The organism is Phyllobacterium sp. SL163 (assembly GCF_049896885.1).
Lineage (GTDB): Bacteria > Pseudomonadota > Alphaproteobacteria > Rhizobiales > Rhizobiaceae > Phyllobacterium > Phyllobacterium calauticae.
In genome coordinates this window covers 247,238-262,668 of sequence record NZ_JAFCVE010000005.1, presented here as the reverse complement: position 1 = coordinate 262,668, position 15,431 = coordinate 247,238, and the positions used below count along the sequence as shown (strand labels likewise).

Annotated in this window: 15 protein-coding genes; 12 read left to right on the top strand and 3 right to left on the bottom strand. The window is 56.6% G+C overall.

The annotated features are described in order from the left end of the window. Positions 1 to 10 precede the first annotated feature (10 nt). Together ACP7B1_RS13490 and ACP7B1_RS13485 are read right to left on the bottom strand one after the other, a co-directional pair. Positions 11 to 556: a (2Fe-2S)-binding protein gene (locus tag ACP7B1_RS13490; protein WP_346306866.1), complete on the bottom strand. Its 546-nt coding sequence runs from the start codon at positions 554 to 556 to the stop codon at positions 11 to 13. Next, complete coding sequence (locus ACP7B1_RS13485) at positions 553 to 3,378, bottom strand: xanthine dehydrogenase family protein molybdopterin-binding subunit (protein ID WP_426136966.1); 2,826 nt, start codon at positions 3,376 to 3,378, stop codon at positions 553 to 555. The genes ACP7B1_RS13490 and ACP7B1_RS13485 overlap by 4 nt, the downstream gene beginning before the upstream one ends. Before the next feature lie 368 nt (positions 3,379 to 3,746). Between ACP7B1_RS13485 and minC the strand changes: the two genes are divergently transcribed. The 8 genes from minC (at position 3,747) to ACP7B1_RS13445 (ending at position 10,176) form a co-directional block, all read left to right on the top strand. Continuing rightward, complete coding sequence (gene minC / locus ACP7B1_RS13480) at positions 3,747 to 4,499, top strand: septum site-determining protein MinC (protein WP_346308135.1); 753 nt, start codon at positions 3,747 to 3,749, stop codon at positions 4,497 to 4,499. Between the two features lie 30 nt (positions 4,500 to 4,529). Next, positions 4,530 to 5,345 carry a septum site-determining protein MinD gene (gene minD / locus ACP7B1_RS13475; protein ID WP_346308134.1) on the top strand — a complete coding sequence of 272 codons (816 nt, stop codon included), beginning with the start codon at positions 4,530 to 4,532 and terminating at the stop codon, positions 5,343 to 5,345. Beyond that, positions 5,342 to 5,605 carry a cell division topological specificity factor MinE gene (minE, locus tag ACP7B1_RS13470; RefSeq protein ID WP_223614464.1) on the top strand — a complete coding sequence of 88 codons (264 nt, stop codon included), beginning with the start codon at positions 5,342 to 5,344 and terminating at the stop codon, positions 5,603 to 5,605. Before minD ends, minE begins: the two co-directional genes overlap by 4 nt. Before the next feature lie 56 nt (positions 5,606 to 5,661). After that, positions 5,662 to 5,844, top strand: coding sequence for a hypothetical protein (locus ACP7B1_RS13465; protein ID WP_346308133.1), 183 nt, complete (start codon positions 5,662 to 5,664; stop codon positions 5,842 to 5,844). A gap of 364 nt (positions 5,845 to 6,208) precedes the next feature. Then, entirely contained in the window at positions 6,209 to 7,036 is an 828-nt protein-coding gene (locus tag ACP7B1_RS13460) for a transporter substrate-binding domain-containing protein (protein ID WP_346308132.1), read from the top strand. A gap of 95 nt (positions 7,037 to 7,131) precedes the next feature. Then, the gene (locus ACP7B1_RS13455; protein ID WP_346308131.1) at positions 7,132 to 8,415 is read left to right on the top strand and encodes an FAD-binding oxidoreductase; all 1,284 of its coding nucleotides are present in this window, start codon (positions 7,132 to 7,134) and stop codon (positions 8,413 to 8,415) included. A gap of 14 nt (positions 8,416 to 8,429) precedes the next feature. Beyond that, the gene (locus tag ACP7B1_RS13450; RefSeq protein WP_288193048.1) at positions 8,430 to 9,401 is read left to right on the top strand and encodes an amino acid ABC transporter permease; all 972 of its coding nucleotides are present in this window, start codon (positions 8,430 to 8,432) and stop codon (positions 9,399 to 9,401) included. A gap of 22 nt (positions 9,402 to 9,423) precedes the next feature. Next, positions 9,424 to 10,176: an amino acid ABC transporter ATP-binding protein gene (locus ACP7B1_RS13445; RefSeq protein ID WP_223614459.1), complete on the top strand. Its 753-nt coding sequence runs from the start codon at positions 9,424 to 9,426 to the stop codon at positions 10,174 to 10,176. A 45-nt stretch (positions 10,177 to 10,221) separates the two neighbouring features. Here ACP7B1_RS13445 and ACP7B1_RS13440 read toward each other — a convergent pair whose 3' ends face one another. Then, a complete protein-coding gene (locus tag ACP7B1_RS13440) occupies positions 10,222 to 10,953 on the bottom strand; it encodes a GntR family transcriptional regulator (RefSeq protein ID WP_346308130.1) in 732 nt (243 codons plus the stop codon). Positions 10,954 to 11,149: 196 nt separating this feature from the next. Here ACP7B1_RS13440 and ACP7B1_RS13435 point away from each other — a divergent pair, with 196 nt between their 5' ends. The 4 genes from ACP7B1_RS13435 (at position 11,150) to ACP7B1_RS13420 (ending at position 15,406) form a co-directional block, all read left to right on the top strand. Continuing rightward, positions 11,150 to 12,163, top strand: a complete 1,014-nt coding sequence (locus ACP7B1_RS13435) for an SIS domain-containing protein (RefSeq protein ID WP_346308129.1) — start codon at positions 11,150 to 11,152, stop codon at positions 12,161 to 12,163. 51 nt (positions 12,164 to 12,214) lie between these two features. Then, positions 12,215 to 13,036 carry a PfkB family carbohydrate kinase gene (locus tag ACP7B1_RS13430; RefSeq protein ID WP_346308128.1) on the top strand — a complete coding sequence of 274 codons (822 nt, stop codon included), beginning with the start codon at positions 12,215 to 12,217 and terminating at the stop codon, positions 13,034 to 13,036. A gap of 383 nt (positions 13,037 to 13,419) precedes the next feature. Beyond that, positions 13,420 to 13,932, top strand: a complete 513-nt coding sequence (locus ACP7B1_RS13425) for a DUF305 domain-containing protein (protein WP_346308127.1) — start codon at positions 13,420 to 13,422, stop codon at positions 13,930 to 13,932. Between the two features lie 10 nt (positions 13,933 to 13,942). After that, positions 13,943 to 15,406 carry a YncE family protein gene (locus tag ACP7B1_RS13420; RefSeq protein ID WP_346308126.1) on the top strand — a complete coding sequence of 488 codons (1,464 nt, stop codon included), beginning with the start codon at positions 13,943 to 13,945 and terminating at the stop codon, positions 15,404 to 15,406. Positions 15,407 to 15,431: the final 25 nt, after the last annotated feature.

Genomic DNA, 15,431 nt, shown 5'->3' with positions numbered 1-15,431 from the left:
GACTACTCCCTCAGGTTTTCAAGAGGCCGGGTGTCTTCAGCACCACGTCGCGTACGGCCTGGTGATAGCGGACGTAACCGGTACAGCGGCAGATATGATTATCAAGCGCTTCAGTGATAGCCTGCTCCAGATCGGCCCTGGCAATCGGCTTTCGTTTCAACTGGTCGATGAAAACGGTTGCACCGGTGACAAAACCCGGCGTGCAGTAACCGCATTGGAACGAAAAATTCTCGATGAAGGCCTGCTGAATTGGCGAGAGTTCGACAATGGCGCCAGAGGCATCGCGCCTGGCATGCCCCTCCACCGTGCGCACCTTTTTGTCCTTGAACCAATGCGCGCCCGTAATACAGGTGCGCACCTCGTCGAGTGTACCGTCATCCTTTTCCACGATCACCGTGCAGGCATGACAGATGCCTTGCCCGCAGCCCATGCGCGAACCCGTGAGATTGAGATACTCGTAGAGAAAATCCTGCATCATCATGCCCTCGGGCACGTCGACGGGATCGATGGCCTTGTCGTTGACGGTCAGCGACAGCTTCTTTGTGGCCAGGGTCATGCCAGCGCTCCCCGTATCTTTTCCGGTGTAATCGGCAAATCGTAGAAGCGCTTGCCGATGGCGTGCGACACGGCATTGGCAAGCGCCGGCACCACCGCAATCATCACGACCTCGGCGATACCCTTGGGCGGGTCAGTCTCCGAAAGCGGCGCGAGGATTTCCACAGTCTGGGTCCAGACCGCCACGTCTTTGGAACGAGGCAGCTCGTAGCGGTTCCAGTTCCAGGTGCCGTCGCCGGGACCGTCCTCGTAAAGCGGCAGGTACTCCTTCAGCGCATGGCCGATACCCATGGCGATGCCTCCCTGGATTTGCCCGGAGACCAGTTCCGGGACGACCTGGGTTCCGCACTCCATGATCGAGTGGTGCGAAATCAGCGTCACTTCGCCTGTCGCGGTATCGATGCTGATTTCGGCCAGTGTCGCCATCGGCGCATAATAGGTGACGCCGGCATTGTTGCGCTGGGTGGGCGGATAGTGAACCGCTGCCCGGTTGACGAACTGCCAGCCGTCCAGCGTCATGAGCGTTCTGGTTTCGGCGGAGGCGCCATCGCCATATTTCACCGCAAGCGCATCGATTGGAAGCCGCACCCGTCCTGCATTCGGGATGTCGAATTCGGCTTCCGTCCATTGCCATCGGTTGAAGGTGTGGACCGTCACGCCGGTGACGAGACCGAGCCGGTGCGCTTCGGCCGCAACCGCCTCGAAACTGAGCGGCGCCAGTCCGCCCGCGTTCACCTGGCCGTTTTCAAGCCGGATGTCCTCCCGCCGCACGGTGTAGGGGGTCATCGATCCGCCGCCAATGCCGCGCGACCACAGTGACTTTGCCGCCGGCCAAATGGCAAGGTCGACAAGCGCATGCGCCGCCTGCCGCGTGGCATGGCCGAGATAATAGACGCTGTTGGTCGCGCTCATGGGCGAGGTGAAACTTGGCGTCCAGCGCGGGTTCTGGCTGTGCTTGTCTTCGTCTTCCTGAGACATGGTATATGGCTCTTCGGAGGTTTCGAGCGGCATCTGCGGCCAGCGCACCTTGCCGAACTCCGTCTCGTCGGGAACGCGGCCGAGAATGTCGCCAACCATGATCGCCTGCGACGTGGTCGTGCCGGTTCCGATCTCATGTGCCACGTGCGCGAACCTGATCCGGCCCGATGCATCGAACTCAAGCGCAGCGAGTGCCGATTCCGCGCCCGTACCGTAGTCCTTCTGTACATGACCGTAACCAACGCCGTAGCGCTTGCCGGGATTGGCCGCATCGAACGCGGCTTTCTTCTCGGCGCGCTTTGTCCACAGCGGATGGTCGCGCGCCTTGAGCAGGATTTCCTCGTTGCGCAGCGCGCCTGCGGGGATAGCCCCTTGCGTATTCTTCATGCCGGACTTGAAAACATTCTTCAACCGGAGGTCGATCGCATCCATTTTGAGGATTTCGGCGACCTCATCGACCATCATCTCGGTTGCCGACATCGACTGGAGGGTGCCATAGCCTCGCGTCGAGCCCGCGTCGACAGCACGCGAGGCAATGGCCGCGGCGGAAAAGTCGCTTTTCGGCAGATAGTAGATCGACTGCGCCGCCGTTGCCCCGACGAAACCCACTGAAAACGAGAAGTTGGGGCGCCCGCCGCCGTCGTTCTTGAAATGGCCGGTCATGGCGCGGAACTGGCCGGTTTGACGGTCAACGACCAGCGTGTTGTCCATCCAGAACGCGTGCCGTTTCAGTCCCATCTGGAACTGTTCGTAGCGATCATTGGCAAGCCGTACCGGCCGGCCATCGCCGTAGAGGCCAGCCAGAACGCAGAAAAACGGAAAGATGGAATGATCCTTGGTGCCGTAGCCGACGGTATAGCCGACCTTGAGGTCGACCTCCTTGAGATGGAATTTCGATTTGGAGACGAGGCTTGCCGAGACCTCGGCCACTTCATAAGGCGACTGCGTCGCCATCATGACGTGAAGGATACCGGTTGATGCATCGTACCAGACATTGCCATTGTCCGCTTCCATGGCGGACGCGTCGACCGACTGGGAGAAGTATTTGTGTTTGAAGACCAGCAGGTCGTTGCCGGCGTTACTGATTTCCTTCTCGATCTGCGCAGCGGCAGCCATGCCGCGTGCCATGGCATTGCCATCGCCCGCAGCTGGCCACGCCGGTTCATCACCGGCAAAACCGCCATAAATCACAGCATCCTTCAGCGATGAGTATCGGTCATCCGCACCAGGCGTGCCGCCGTCGATGCGCACATAACGCGCCGCGCCATAGTGCGCCGGATGGCTGTAAGGCGCCTTAGCGCCATAGCGAACCACCGTATCGTCAAAGCGTATCAGCCGCTTGGCCGCGTCGTAGCGGGCGAAATCATGATAGATAAGCAAGGCTACCGGCTGCCCCAGCAGCCGGGCCGTTTGCCCTTTCGGCACGAAGAATACGTCACCGTAAAAGCCTTCGCCCGGGATGGTGATGTTGTCGGCAACGAGATCTTCGTGAAGAACGAGGCGGTCGGGTTTCAAGTCGTCGCCGAGAAGGCTTAAATCGATGCCTTCGAATATGCGATCCGCTTTGGTCGCGTGCAGCATGAAGGCGTGCGCCTGCTCCTTCGGCCAGTTTTCAAGATCGCGGGCACGGTAATCGCGGGCGAAGGTCTTTTCGCCTGTGACCTTGGCGATGGCGTCGAGCCGGAATTTCGGCCGACCGTCTGTTTTAAGCCAGTCGGGCCCGGGTGAGGGAGGCGTTTGAATAAGTGCAGCCTGCGCCGGCGCTGAGAGAAAAGACACCTTGACGGCGATGCCTGCCGCGACGCTGCCTTTGATAAAGGTTCTACGCGAAACATTGGGCTTCATGTCTCCCCCTCCTCCAAACAATTGCAGGCAGTGTAGCGCGCAGCCTGACGTATAGATACAGCGGACGCAATTTCGGAGTCAAATAATACATGCAGTTGCTCCTGAAAGGAGGCCGCATGTGTTGCGATGGACTTGCAGCTTTCCCGTACATCAGGGCCGAATAGGATTATCGCGCCGCGGGCAAACTTCAGATCATATTGGGACAGCTTTCGGGGCGGTACTTATCCGGTAAAATCGGTCGAGCGAGACCCGCCTGCTTCCTCCGTGCATGGACCGGGTTGCAGATTTTCACCTGTGTGAAATCGGCGAAAATTAACCATCTGTTAACCATTCGCCGCCTATACCGCCGGAACGAAAAATTAACTTAGATGAACAAAGTGCTAACAGATTCTCAACCAATACGCCTCAAAGGCCGGTCGTTTCTTGCCCTTGTGCTTTCGCCCGAAGCGCCGATCGATCGTTGGCTGCTCCAACTGGACGACCTTGCATCACGTTCTGCGGGGTTCTTCCTGGGTAAACCGATCGTTCTCGACGTTGAGAACCTGCAAACCGACCGTGCTGGGCTGGCGCTGCTGATTGAAGAGCTTGCCAAGCGCGGGGTGTCGATCATGGGCATAGAAGGTGCCCGCCCATCACTGCTTGCTCCCGGCATGCCACCGGCAATGCGGGGCGGGAAATCCGCGACGGATTTCCAGGCTCCCGCAGCAACGGCGGCAATCGAACCACGCGGCGGAAATGCCAAGCCTCCTTTCACGTCGGCGAACGCTTCCAGCGGAGCTCAGGTCCGCGTGATGCCGTCGATTATCATCAAGGAGCCTGTGCGATCGGGGCAATCGGTGATTTTTCCGGAGGGCGATGTGACCATCATCGGGTCGGTCGCCTCGGGTGCTGAAGTCGTCGCGGGTGGCTCTATCCATGTCTATGGCACGCTGCGCGGCAGAGCCATGGCTGGCTCGGCCGGCAACGCATCGGCGCGCATTTTTTGCCGCAAACTTGAAGCAGAACTGTTGGCCATAGATGGCCTTTACAAGACAGCGGAGGATTTGGAACCTCGGCTTCGCGGGAAAGCCGTCCAGCTGTGGCTCGAGGGAGACACCATACTGGCAGAGGCATTTGGTTGAATCAGGGCTCGAGGAAGGTAGGAAAAAAATATGGGAAAAGTGGTGGTAGTGACCTCGGGCAAAGGAGGCGTTGGTAAAACAACGTCAACCGCCGCACTTGGTGCGGCACTTGCTCAGCGCAATGAGAGGACGGTTGTCATCGATTTCGACGTGGGATTGCGGAACCTCGATCTTGTTATGGGTGCGGAACGCCGTGTCGTCTTCGATCTGGTCAACGTCATCCAGGGCGACGCGAAATTGTCCCAGGCGCTCATTCGCGACAAGCGGCTTGATACGCTCTTCCTGCTGCCTGCATCTCAAACCCGCGACAAGGACAATCTCACGGCTGAGGGTGTGGAAAAGGTCATCGAAGATTTGAAGAAATCCTTTGACTGGATCATTTGCGACAGCCCGGCAGGCATTGAACGCGGTGCGACGCTGGCGATGCGCCACGCCGACATTGCAGTCGTCGTCACGAACCCGGAGGTCTCCTCGGTTCGGGATTCAGACCGGATTATTGGCCTTCTCGACTCAAAGACGCTCAAGGCCGAACGCGGTGAGAGAATGGAAAAACATCTCCTTTTAACCCGCTATGATGCAAACCGGGCGGAACGCGGCGATATGTTGAAGGTGGAAGACGTTCTCGAAATTCTATCCATTCCGCTGCTTGGCATCATTCCCGAAAGCCAGGACGTCCTGCGCGCATCCAACATCGGTTCGCCGGTAACTCTGGCTGACAAGGATAGCGCACCGGCTTTGGCCTATATGGATGCCGCACGGCGCCTCGCCGGCGAAACGATCCCTGTCACCATTCCCAGTGAAAAGCGTGGTCTGTTGGGCAAAATATTCCGGCGGAGGGCAGCATGAGCATTTTCCGTTTCTTCAATAAGCAGGCTTCGGCACCCAAGGCGCGCGAACGTCTGCAGATTCTGCTTGCCCATGAACGTGCATCGCAGGGGCATTCCGACCTGGTCATTCTGTTAAGGGAAGAAATTCTGGCAGTCGTTACGCGGCACATACAAATCGATCGGGAAAAAGTTCGCGTGACAATGAACAGTGATGACCAGGTCTCGATGCTGGAGGTCGACATCGAGATTCCATTGAAAGCCGGAGTTCGGGCTGCTTGATGGATACATGAGAAGGGGTCGGGGCAAACGCCAACCAGTGGATGAAGGAGACGAGTATGAACCGGTTTGCACTTCTTGAACGACTGAAGGAGCTCCAGGGAATGCCAAAGTTCCAAAAGCGCGATATTTGCACGGTCAGTGCGTTCCTGCCAATCGATGCGCTGGCCAAACACGTGGCACTTTGCGAACAGGCTGTTGGGGTCGATCCTAAGCCTGGCAAAGCGCACGCTGCATCTTGATAGCAGCTTCGAAGGTTCTGTGCAGATAGGTTGAGGGATCAAAACCGGGCAGGGGGCGGCCCCGCTTCCCCGTGTTCCTCAACCGCGCCTCATCGCTCCGTTTGGGGCGATGATCCGATTGCTGGCCTGTGCCCTTTTCCCGCAAGCTGTGCGCGTGATCTAAACAGTGCGGATTTCAAGCTGCAACCTGACATTTTCATTTCTCATGATCTCATATTCAAATTGCAACAACTTTTGCGGGCGTTGCGCATAAAATGGCGGGCGCCGTCTTGACTCCATAGGTCATTGGCTATGAACTGCATTGTCTGACGTCTTACATAAGCATTGAAATGCAGGGGGCCGACGTCGCATTCAGGAGGATGGCATGGGTTATATAATCAAGAGTTTGGCGGCCGGGATATTGGCGCTTTCGTTCGTACCGGCAGCGCAAGCGGGAACAACGCTTGAGCGGGTAATGCAGAAAAAGGCCATGGTGGTTGCAACCAACAGCAGTTGGCCGCCGCAAAGTTATCTCGATGACAACAACGAAATGGTCGGCTTCGATATCGACATGTCCAAGGAGATCGGCAAGCGACTTGGCGTCGAAGTCTCCTTCCAGACCCCGGACTGGGCTACTCTGACGGGCGGTCGCTGGCAAGGGCGGTATGACGTGGGCGTCGGTTCCGTAACGCCGACAAAAGCCCGTGCGCAAGTTATCGATTTCGCATCGGTGTATTACTACAGCCCCTATGTCTACGTCGTCCATAAGGACAGCAAAGCCAAATCGAGCGCGGATTTGAACGGCAAGACCATCGGCGTCGAGACGGCAACGACGTCAGAAGATTTTATCCGTCGTCAGCTTGAGATCGATGCTCCGGGCCTGCCACCGGTCGAGTATAAAGTCGAACCAGGTGAAGTTCGTACCTTTGCCGATTCAATGCTGCCATTTGACGATCTTCGCCTTGGCGACGGAGTGCGTCTGGATGCGGTTATCGCCCCGGAGCAGACAGCGCAGAACGCAATCAAGAACGGATATCCCGTTCGAATTCTTGATGGCGGCTATGCCTTCCGTGAACCGCTTGTCGTGATCGCCGAAAAGGGTGATCCCGAGTGGACCGCCAAGATCGGTGAAATCATAGGGGCGATGCGATCGGACGGCACGCTCACGGCGTTGACCACCAAATGGTATGGCAAGGACTATAGCACCAACTGACAAGGAAGAGCGCGGGCGCCGACGATTGTGGCAATACCCGCGCTCTATCCTCCCGGTATTCGATCCTTCAAACGCATTCCCCTCGCGAGCAAGCAATGAGTTACATTGATACGTTCTATCGACGGACAATTGCCGAAGACAGACGATTTCCCCTTCTATCGGGCACTGTCGAGTGCGACACCTGCGTTATTGGCGGTGGTCTCGCCGGAATTACCACTGCTCTTCAGTTGGCACGGGCCGGCCAGACGGTCGTTGTGCTGGAAGCCGAGCGTATCGGCTGGGGAGCGTCCGGGCGAAACGGCGGCTTCATCGGTTCGGGTTTTGCCAATGACGGCGATGCCATAGCCCGCATGGTTGGGCCTGAAAGCGCGCACAAGCTTCATGCCTTGTCCATTGAAGGCATGCGCTTTGTCCGCGACACGATCAACGATCTGAACATTGCGTCGGCAGACCCTATCCACGGGATCATGTCTGTCTTGCGATATGACGATGGGGATGCTCTGAAGGCCCGCGCTGCAGTCCTTCAACGGGATTTCGACTATGGCGTGGACTATCTGAGCCGTGATGAAGTGCAGGCGAAACTCCGGTCCAGGCGCTATTTCCAGGCATTGCGCGATCCGCAGGCCTTTCACATGCATCCGTTGAATTATTTGCGTGGCGTCGCCGCGGAGATTGAACGATTGGGCGGAAAGATCTTCGAAGCGAGCCCCGCGATTGCCAACGACTTTTCCCAACCTGAAAAGATTGTTCACACCGGCGCGGGAAAGGTCAAAGCGCGTTGCATCGTCGTGACGACGGGCGGTTACACCACCGGTTTTCTGCCAAAGCTGAAGCGAAGCTTTCTGCCGATCGCGACCTACGTCATGCTTTCAGAAGAAGCACCCGAACTGATCCGGCAGGCCGTCGATACGTCGCACGCCGTGGGTGACAACCGCAGGGCAGGGGACTATTATCGGGTCGTTGAGGGGGGCAAACGCCTGCTATGGGGCGGCCGGATTACCACAAGGGCAGCGTCACCGGCTGCGCTTGCCGCCGAGCTGCGGCGGGAAATGGTAAGCACATATCCTCAACTTGCCGATCTTAAGATCGAAACATCCTGGTCCGGATTGATGTCCTATGCCAGGCACCTCATGCCGCAGATCGGGCAACTGCAGCCGAACGTCTGGTATTGCACCGCATTTGGTGGGCATGGTTTGAACACGACCGCCATTGGCGGCAAGCTCGTGGCCGAGGCCATCCTGGGGCAATCCGACCGATACAATTTGTTCAAGCCGTTCGGCCTCGTCTGGGCTGGAGGCTTGGCCGGGTTGACGGTGGCGCAACTCACTTACTGGAAACTACAGGCTCAGGATTGGTGGCGAGAACGATCGTCCGTCTGACTATGGGGATCAAAATGATTGCAACTCTCGTTCTGTCCTACCCAAAGGCAACAAGGCGTATCGGAGCCGTCATCGCTGTCGTGTTTGTTGCGGCCATGCTCTACTGGATGGGTGTGGGCGGAAACTGGATTACGACCCTGTTTCCTTCATTGGCGCCGGGAATTGCAGCCTCGCCCGAGATAACACGCGCTTTAGCCGCGATCTGCTTTGCCCTGCTGATTGCAGTTAACTGGAAACTTCTGGGGCTTTTACCCAGGACGTACCAGATCGGCGCCGTATGGGCGGAACTGTTCGGCCTGCTGTTGTTGTTCTTCTATTCATTCGATCTCAGTTTTACATTCATTGCAAAGAAGATTGGCTTCCTCATAACGCAAGGCGTCGTCACGACCCTTTATATATCGGTGATCTCAATTTTCATTGCCACGGTCATCGCCTTGATTGGCGCAATCGCCAAGCTCTCCAAGAACGGTGTCATCTACGGACTTGCGAGTTTCTACACATCGCTGTTCCGCGGTCTGCCGCTGCTCATGCAGATTTACATCATTTATCTGGGCTTGCCGCAGGTGGGCTATGTGATCGGTGCGATCCCGGCTGGCATTCTGGCGCTGTCGCTTTGTTATGGCGCCTATATGACCGAGATTTTCCGGGCCGGCATTGAAAGCATACCGCGCGGCCAGAGTGAGGGCGCAACAGCGCTCGGTCTGAGGCCCAATCATACGATGTTTCTGGTTGTCCTACCGCAGGCCATGCGCGTCATCATTCCGCCGACCGGCAATCAATTCATCGCCATGCTCAAGGATTCCTCGCTGGTATCGGTCGTGGGGGTCTGGGAGATCATGTATCTGGCGCGCACGATGGGCCAGAAAGAATTCAGGCACATCGAAATGCTCATTACGGCATCAATGATCTACTGGCTCCTGTCCATCGGCCTCGAGATTGTGCAGGCCCGCATTGAAGAGCGGTTCGGCCGGTCGCTGAAACGCTAATGTTCGCTCCAAGGGAAATGCCATGACAAAATCCGCCGCTTCATCAGTCGAAATTGAACTGAACAGCGTCCATAAGTGGTTTGGGAGCTTCCATGCACTGGACGACATCAACCTTGTGATCGCTCCCAGGGAAAAGGTGGTGATCTGCGGACCGTCCGGTTCAGGTAAATCCACCCTGATACGGTGTATCAATCGGCTCGAGGCCCACCAGGAAGGCAAGATCGTCGTGGGCGGTATTGAGTTGACCGCTGATGAAGACCGGATCGACGAAGTGCGGCGGGAAGTCGGCATGGTGTTCCAGCATTTCAATCTGTTTCCTCACCTGACCATATTGCAGAACTGCATTTTGGCGCCCATGTGGGTGCGGAAAACGCCAAAGAAAAAAGCCGTCGAGATCGCCATGCATTATCTTGAGCGTGTGCGCATCCCCGAGCAGGCCAACAAATATCCGATCCAGCTTTCCGGCGGCCAGCAGCAACGTGTCGCTATTGCCCGCGCTCTTTGCATGAATCCGAAGATCATGCTGTTTGACGAGCCCACATCGGCGCTTGATCCGGAGATGGTCAAGGAAGTGCTCGACACAATGGTGTCTCTGGCCAAAGAGGGGATGACCATGATTTGCGTCACCCACGAGATGGGCTTTGCAAAACAGGTTGCCGATCGCGTCATTTTCATGGATCGCGGCAAGATTGTCGAGGAAGGCAAGCCGAATGACTTTTTCGACAATCCGCAGAACGAGCGCAGCCGGCATTTCTTGAGCCAAATACTGCATTGACCGGCATGGGCAAATGCGCCAGCGGCAGACGCCGCTATCACACCGTTACCTGCGCGCCAGACTGAATGAAAAATGACTGCCCTTGTGGTAGTCCAGGGCATAGACCACCGGTGTTCCCGCTGCATTGAAACAGGTTTCAGTGATCAGCAGCGCAGGCCCAAAATTGCGCAGATCATTTCGATCCACGACATCCTGCGGTAGCATCACGGCTGAAACGGACGCGGCCGACATACGAGGCCTTTGCTTGTACTGGTCCAGCAGGGCCAATAGCGAGCCGCTCCAGTCGATGTCGTAAAGGCGGGCGGTTATGATGCTGCGCGGCACATAATCCACGCAATACATTATCGGATCGTCATGCTCCAACCGCAATCGTTCGAGCCGGATCACGCGCGCGCCTTCGTCGAGGTGCAGTTGCTTTGCCAGGGCCGAATCCGGCGCTTCTTCGGAGATGGACAAGACCTTGTTGACGGTGTTGTAGCCATAGTGTCCGGTCATTTCCGTCACACTTTCGAAGACCGTTATAGGGCGGTCGATCTGGATGGCGGACATTGCCGAGACAAATCGACCGCGCCCGTGTTCGACGTAGATCAATCCGTCCTGTTCCAGCAGTTTCAATGCTTCCCTCAATGCCGGCCGGGAGATTTTGAAACGCGCCGTCAGTTGCGCTTCCGTCGGGAGTTTATCGCCAGGCCGGAGGGCCTGCTCGCGAATGAGGTCAGCAATTCTTTCGCGAAGTTGAATGACCAATGTTCGCATATCGCGAAGGGGCTCGTCCACGGATCACCTCGTCAGCAAGTGGTTTTAATCCTCCTTGTCTGACAAATATGATCCGGTCAAGAAGGCTTTTGCTGAACTTATCATTTAAATCGCTCTCTTTCATATAGGCATTATTGACAATGATGTCAGTTGTCTTACAACTATGAATGTATCTCCGATTTGGAACAATCCACACTTCTCTCCCAGAAAGACCAACATGCTGAATTTTGATGAACAGCGATATCTCCGTATCCAAACCGGCGCGCTCGCGCTGGAAAACCGCCTTGATCAGGTCATAGGAAGCTGTTTGGCTCGCGGAGCTGAAAACATATTTTTCCTCGGCACCGGCGGCGCAGCAATCCTTATGCAGCCCGCCGCGCAATTGCTGCAGCGGCAGTCGCGTTTTCCCGCCTTTATCGAATCGACGGCAGAGCTGCTGGTGACCGGTTCGCGCAATCTCACCGCGAAATCGATCGTCGTGATGCCCTCGCTATCCGGCACGACCAAAGAGAGCGTGGCACTGCTTGAGAAAATAAAAACGCTAGGGGCAACGGTTATCACCCTTGTCGGACATGAGCAGACACCTCTTGGAAAGGGTGGCGATCACGTGTTCGTAAATTTCGCAGAAGACGATACGTCCTGCGAATCTTTCTATCTGCAATCCTTGATTATTGCTCTGTCCGTTATGAAACACCGCGGCGAGATTGCCAATTATGACCAACTGATTGGTGAACTCACACAGTTGCCGGGGCTTCTTCTCGACGTGAAGCGTTCGTTCGAAGATCAGGCAAATGGGCTGGCCACGCGGTTGGCGAATTCCAATTATCACATCATAACCGGCGCCGGGAATGTGTGGCCGGCGGCCTTTTACTACGGCATGTGCATTCTGGAGGAAATGCAATGGATACGCGCGCGTCCCGTACATGCGTCGGATTTCTTTCACGGAACGCTGGAGCTTGTCGAAAAGAATGTCAGCCTGTTCCTGCTCAAGGGGGAAGATGCTTGCCGCCCCCTGGCCGACCGTGTGGAGAGCTTCGCACAAAACTATACCGATCAGGTGTCGGTCATCGATACGGCGGCATTTGATCTGCCAGGTATTTCTGCCGAACTGCGCGGGCTTGTCTCGCCCGTTATGCTGGCAGCTGTTTTGGAGCGGATCAGCGCCCATTTGGAAGTGATCCGGAACCATCCGCTGACCACCCGTCGTTACTATAAGCGGGTCGCATACTAGAGACGATCATGGTCCAAGCCATCCTTCGATTTGAAGAAAGGTTTAAGCACGTTGAAGACACCACTGCGCATTGCTGCCGTTGGCGATAATTGCATCGATTACTTTCAGGCGCCTCCGGCATATTCGGTCGTTGGTGGAAATGCAGTCAATGTTGCGGTTCAACTCGCGCGGCTGGGATGCCAGTCGTTCTACTTCGGTGCCGTTGGTGAGGATGCTGCCGGGAGCCGCACGGTCGCGCTCCTGGCAGAAAATGGCGTGAACGTTCAATACGTCCAGAGCAAAGCCGGCAAAACGGCGTCGACACAAATTTCGATAGCCTCATCAGGCGATCGGATAATAGTCGACGAAGATTTTGGCACCTGCTCTGGATATGCCCCATCGGCTCGCGATCTGGCAGTTCTCGAAACAATGGATCACGTGCATATCGGTTGGCTCGATGACGGGGGAACGCTGCGTCGTCACCTCACGGAGCGGGGTGTCAGCGTATCGCAGGATCTCGGCGTCAACAATGATCCAGCACACCTTGAACCCCATGGGCTGACAATCGCCTTCGGGTCGGCGGGGGAGAACGCCGCACGTGCAACACAATTGCTGACAGCCTATCTCGCCGCAGGTGCTCTCAACGCCGTCGTCACATGCGGCAGTGCCGGTGCAATCGCTCACGGTGGTGACGGTGAAATTCGAATAGGCAGTAGGAAGACAGAGGTGGTGGATACGACCGGCGCGGGCGACAGCTTCATAGCCGGCTTTCTCGTGGCTTTCCTGCATCAAAAGGATTTCGACAGTTGTCTGGTTGCGGGGCGTGATTGTGCTGCCGTCACCTGCTCGCATTTGGGCGGGTTTCTGCAGCCACTGATAGCGACGGATCTGTAAAGAGCGAAAGAATCTGGAAAGCGAGACTATGTTCCCAAAATGGAGGCCGCGGGAAAAGCGGTCTCGTCTGCAACCTCCACGGCGGTTTTCAATCGCACCTTCAACGGACAGCCACCTTGCTGTTGCGTATGTTGGACCCCGCCGCAGACAGGCGTCTCAGGCATTCTGGCGACAAATACAACACTGCGAGGCGGCGCCCTTATTGGACGGTCAACCCTTCCACCAAGCCTCAAGTTGCAAACGGCAGCGGTAAAGAGACTTCAGCATCCGGCTTCGGCGCAGCAGCTCGCTCGAACATGCTCAATGCAAAAAAATCTCACGGCGTGGAATAAACCGGCGTTTGGCGTGTCTCACCATCAGAACACACACAATCCGATCGGAGTATGAAAGACATGTCCCATCGATATCTCAATGGTCAACGAGCACTTCTTCTCGCGGGAACACTTGCTGTCGCTTGGTCCGCCATTGCTGCGGCGCGCGATCCTTCCAGCGACGTGATATGCATGAGCGACGCGACGAAATCTGCAATGCAGAACGAAACGCCATTTCTGACGCAAAATGATGCGGCCATGGCAAAAATGATGGCGGACATGGAGGTCAAGCCAACCGGTGACGTTGATCGCGACTTTGTTGCGATGATGGTGCCGCATCATCAGGGCGCGATTGATATGGCACTGGCGGTTCTGCGCTATGGCAACAACGAGAATATAAAGCGTCTCGCCCAGGAAATCATTGTCACGCAACAACAGGAAATTGCAGCGATGCGCCTGGCGATCGGCGAACCCCTGCCTCCATCCAAACCATCTCCGACCCAAACCTCGTTCATACCTGATTTGGATACCCACTCGCCGACAACGCAAGCAATGTCCATGTCACCAGCCATGAACATGAAATAGGGAGTTTGAAATGAGATTGAAGCTTTTTACAATAACATTGCTGATTGGCACCGCAGTCGCAGGGTTGGTTCCTGCTTTGGCCGGGCAGGTGCCCGGATTGGCCTCGGCACCCGACGTTCCGGTCAGTCATCGCGATCGCGTCTACGCTGCCGAACAGTTCTCCAATACAGTATCGGTTACCGATCCCGTCGATAACAAGCTGTTGGGCGTGATCCGGCTCGGAGATCCACAACCCGGCAATCTCAGTCCGCTTTATCGCGGCCAGGTGCTTGTGCACGGCATGGGTTTCTCCCCCGATCACAAAACGCTCGCGGTTGTCTCGATCGGCACCAATTCTGTTACGTTTATCGACACGGCCACCAACGCGATCAAACACGTCACCTACCTCGGGCGGGCCCCACATGAGGCATTTTTCACACTTGACGGCAAGGAAGTCTGGGTCACGGTTCGGGGTGAAGATTACATCGCTGTTCTGGATGGACATACATTTGCAGAAAAGACGCGAATCAAGGTTCCCGCGGGACCGGGCATGCAAATCTTCTCACCTGACAACAAATACGGCTATGTCTGTTCGTCGTTCAATCCGGAAACCGTTGTCATCTCCATTGCCGATCACAAGATCGTCGGCCATGTGAAGCAGGAAAGTCCGTTCTGCCCTGATCTTGCCGCAACGCCCGATGGCAAGCAGGTCTGGTTCACGCTGAAAGACGTGGGCAGGACACAGGTGTTTGATGCCAAGCCTCCTTTCAAACTTCTCAAAACGCTGGACACGGGGCCGATCACCAATCACGTGAATATCGTCGGCAATGCCAATGGCATGTTTGCCTATGTGACTGTTGGCGGATTGAACCAGATCAAGGTTTTCCGCACCGACACGTTTGAGCAAGTGGCTACGATCCCGGTCGGTAAGCTCCCGCATGGCCTGTGGCCCTCTGGCGATGGCACACGCATTTACGTTGGCCTGGAAAATGCCGATGCATTGGCGGCCATCGACACGCTGACCAATACGGTGATTGCAACCATTCCCATCGGACAGGCACCGCAGGCCTTGGCCTATGTTTCCAATGCCGTCCCGGAAGGTGACGGGATGCAGAACTTGCAACCTCTCGGTGTTGCTGGCGAAGCGGCCCACTTGACCCTCGGTTCGGTGACAGCTGCTGCGTCTGCGGACGTGAAGCCGACCAGTGTGACCCTCTTCGATCAGGGGCTTACACAGGTCCTGCAAGCTGCGGTGACGGGCCTGGAGCCAAAGCAGCCTTATGTGCTGGCCTTGGCTTCCCAGGCGGATGGCGGTGGTATGCTCGAGCCGCTGGCAGCGTTCATGACCAACCCCGCAGGTTCGGCAATCGTCAACGCGGTTGGCCCCATTCGTCAATTGGCGCAGAGTGGGCAGGATGTCCCGAGCCGTTATCTGGTGGTTGCGTCCGGCACGGCCGCCAGAATCGGTACGCCCGTGCAGGTGCAGACCAAATGATAACGCGCTGCCCGCATTCGGTTTG

Excerpts from the sequence above, each read along its gene's own strand:
- ACP7B1_RS13450 (WP_288193048.1), top strand. The coding sequence starts at position 8,430 with ATGATTGCAACTCTCGTTCTGTCCTACCCAAAGGCAACAAGGCGTATC.
- ACP7B1_RS13455 (WP_346308131.1), top strand. The coding sequence starts at position 7,132 with ATGAGTTACATTGATACGTTCTATCGACGGACAATTGCCGAAGACAGA.
- minE (WP_223614464.1), top strand. The coding sequence starts at position 5,342 with ATGAGCATTTTCCGTTTCTTCAATAAGCAGGCTTCGGCACCCAAGGCG.
- minD (WP_346308134.1), top strand. The coding sequence starts at position 4,530 with ATGGGAAAAGTGGTGGTAGTGACCTCGGGCAAAGGAGGCGTTGGTAAA.
- ACP7B1_RS13420 (WP_346308126.1), top strand. The coding sequence starts at position 13,943 with ATGAGATTGAAGCTTTTTACAATAACATTGCTGATTGGCACCGCAGTC.
- ACP7B1_RS13485 (WP_426136966.1), bottom strand. The coding sequence starts at position 3,378 with ATGAAGCCCAATGTTTCGCGTAGAACCTTTATCAAAGGCAGCGTCGCG.
- ACP7B1_RS13465 (WP_346308133.1), top strand. The coding sequence starts at position 5,662 with ATGAACCGGTTTGCACTTCTTGAACGACTGAAGGAGCTCCAGGGAATG.
- ACP7B1_RS13460 (WP_346308132.1), top strand. The coding sequence starts at position 6,209 with ATGGGTTATATAATCAAGAGTTTGGCGGCCGGGATATTGGCGCTTTCG.
- ACP7B1_RS13435 (WP_346308129.1), top strand. The coding sequence starts at position 11,150 with ATGCTGAATTTTGATGAACAGCGATATCTCCGTATCCAAACCGGCGCG.
- minC (WP_346308135.1), top strand. The coding sequence starts at position 3,747 with ATGAACAAAGTGCTAACAGATTCTCAACCAATACGCCTCAAAGGCCGG.
- ACP7B1_RS13425 (WP_346308127.1), top strand. The coding sequence starts at position 13,420 with ATGAAAGACATGTCCCATCGATATCTCAATGGTCAACGAGCACTTCTT.
- ACP7B1_RS13490 (WP_346306866.1), bottom strand. The coding sequence starts at position 556 with ATGACCCTGGCCACAAAGAAGCTGTCGCTGACCGTCAACGACAAGGCC.
- ACP7B1_RS13445 (WP_223614459.1), top strand. The coding sequence starts at position 9,424 with ATGACAAAATCCGCCGCTTCATCAGTCGAAATTGAACTGAACAGCGTC.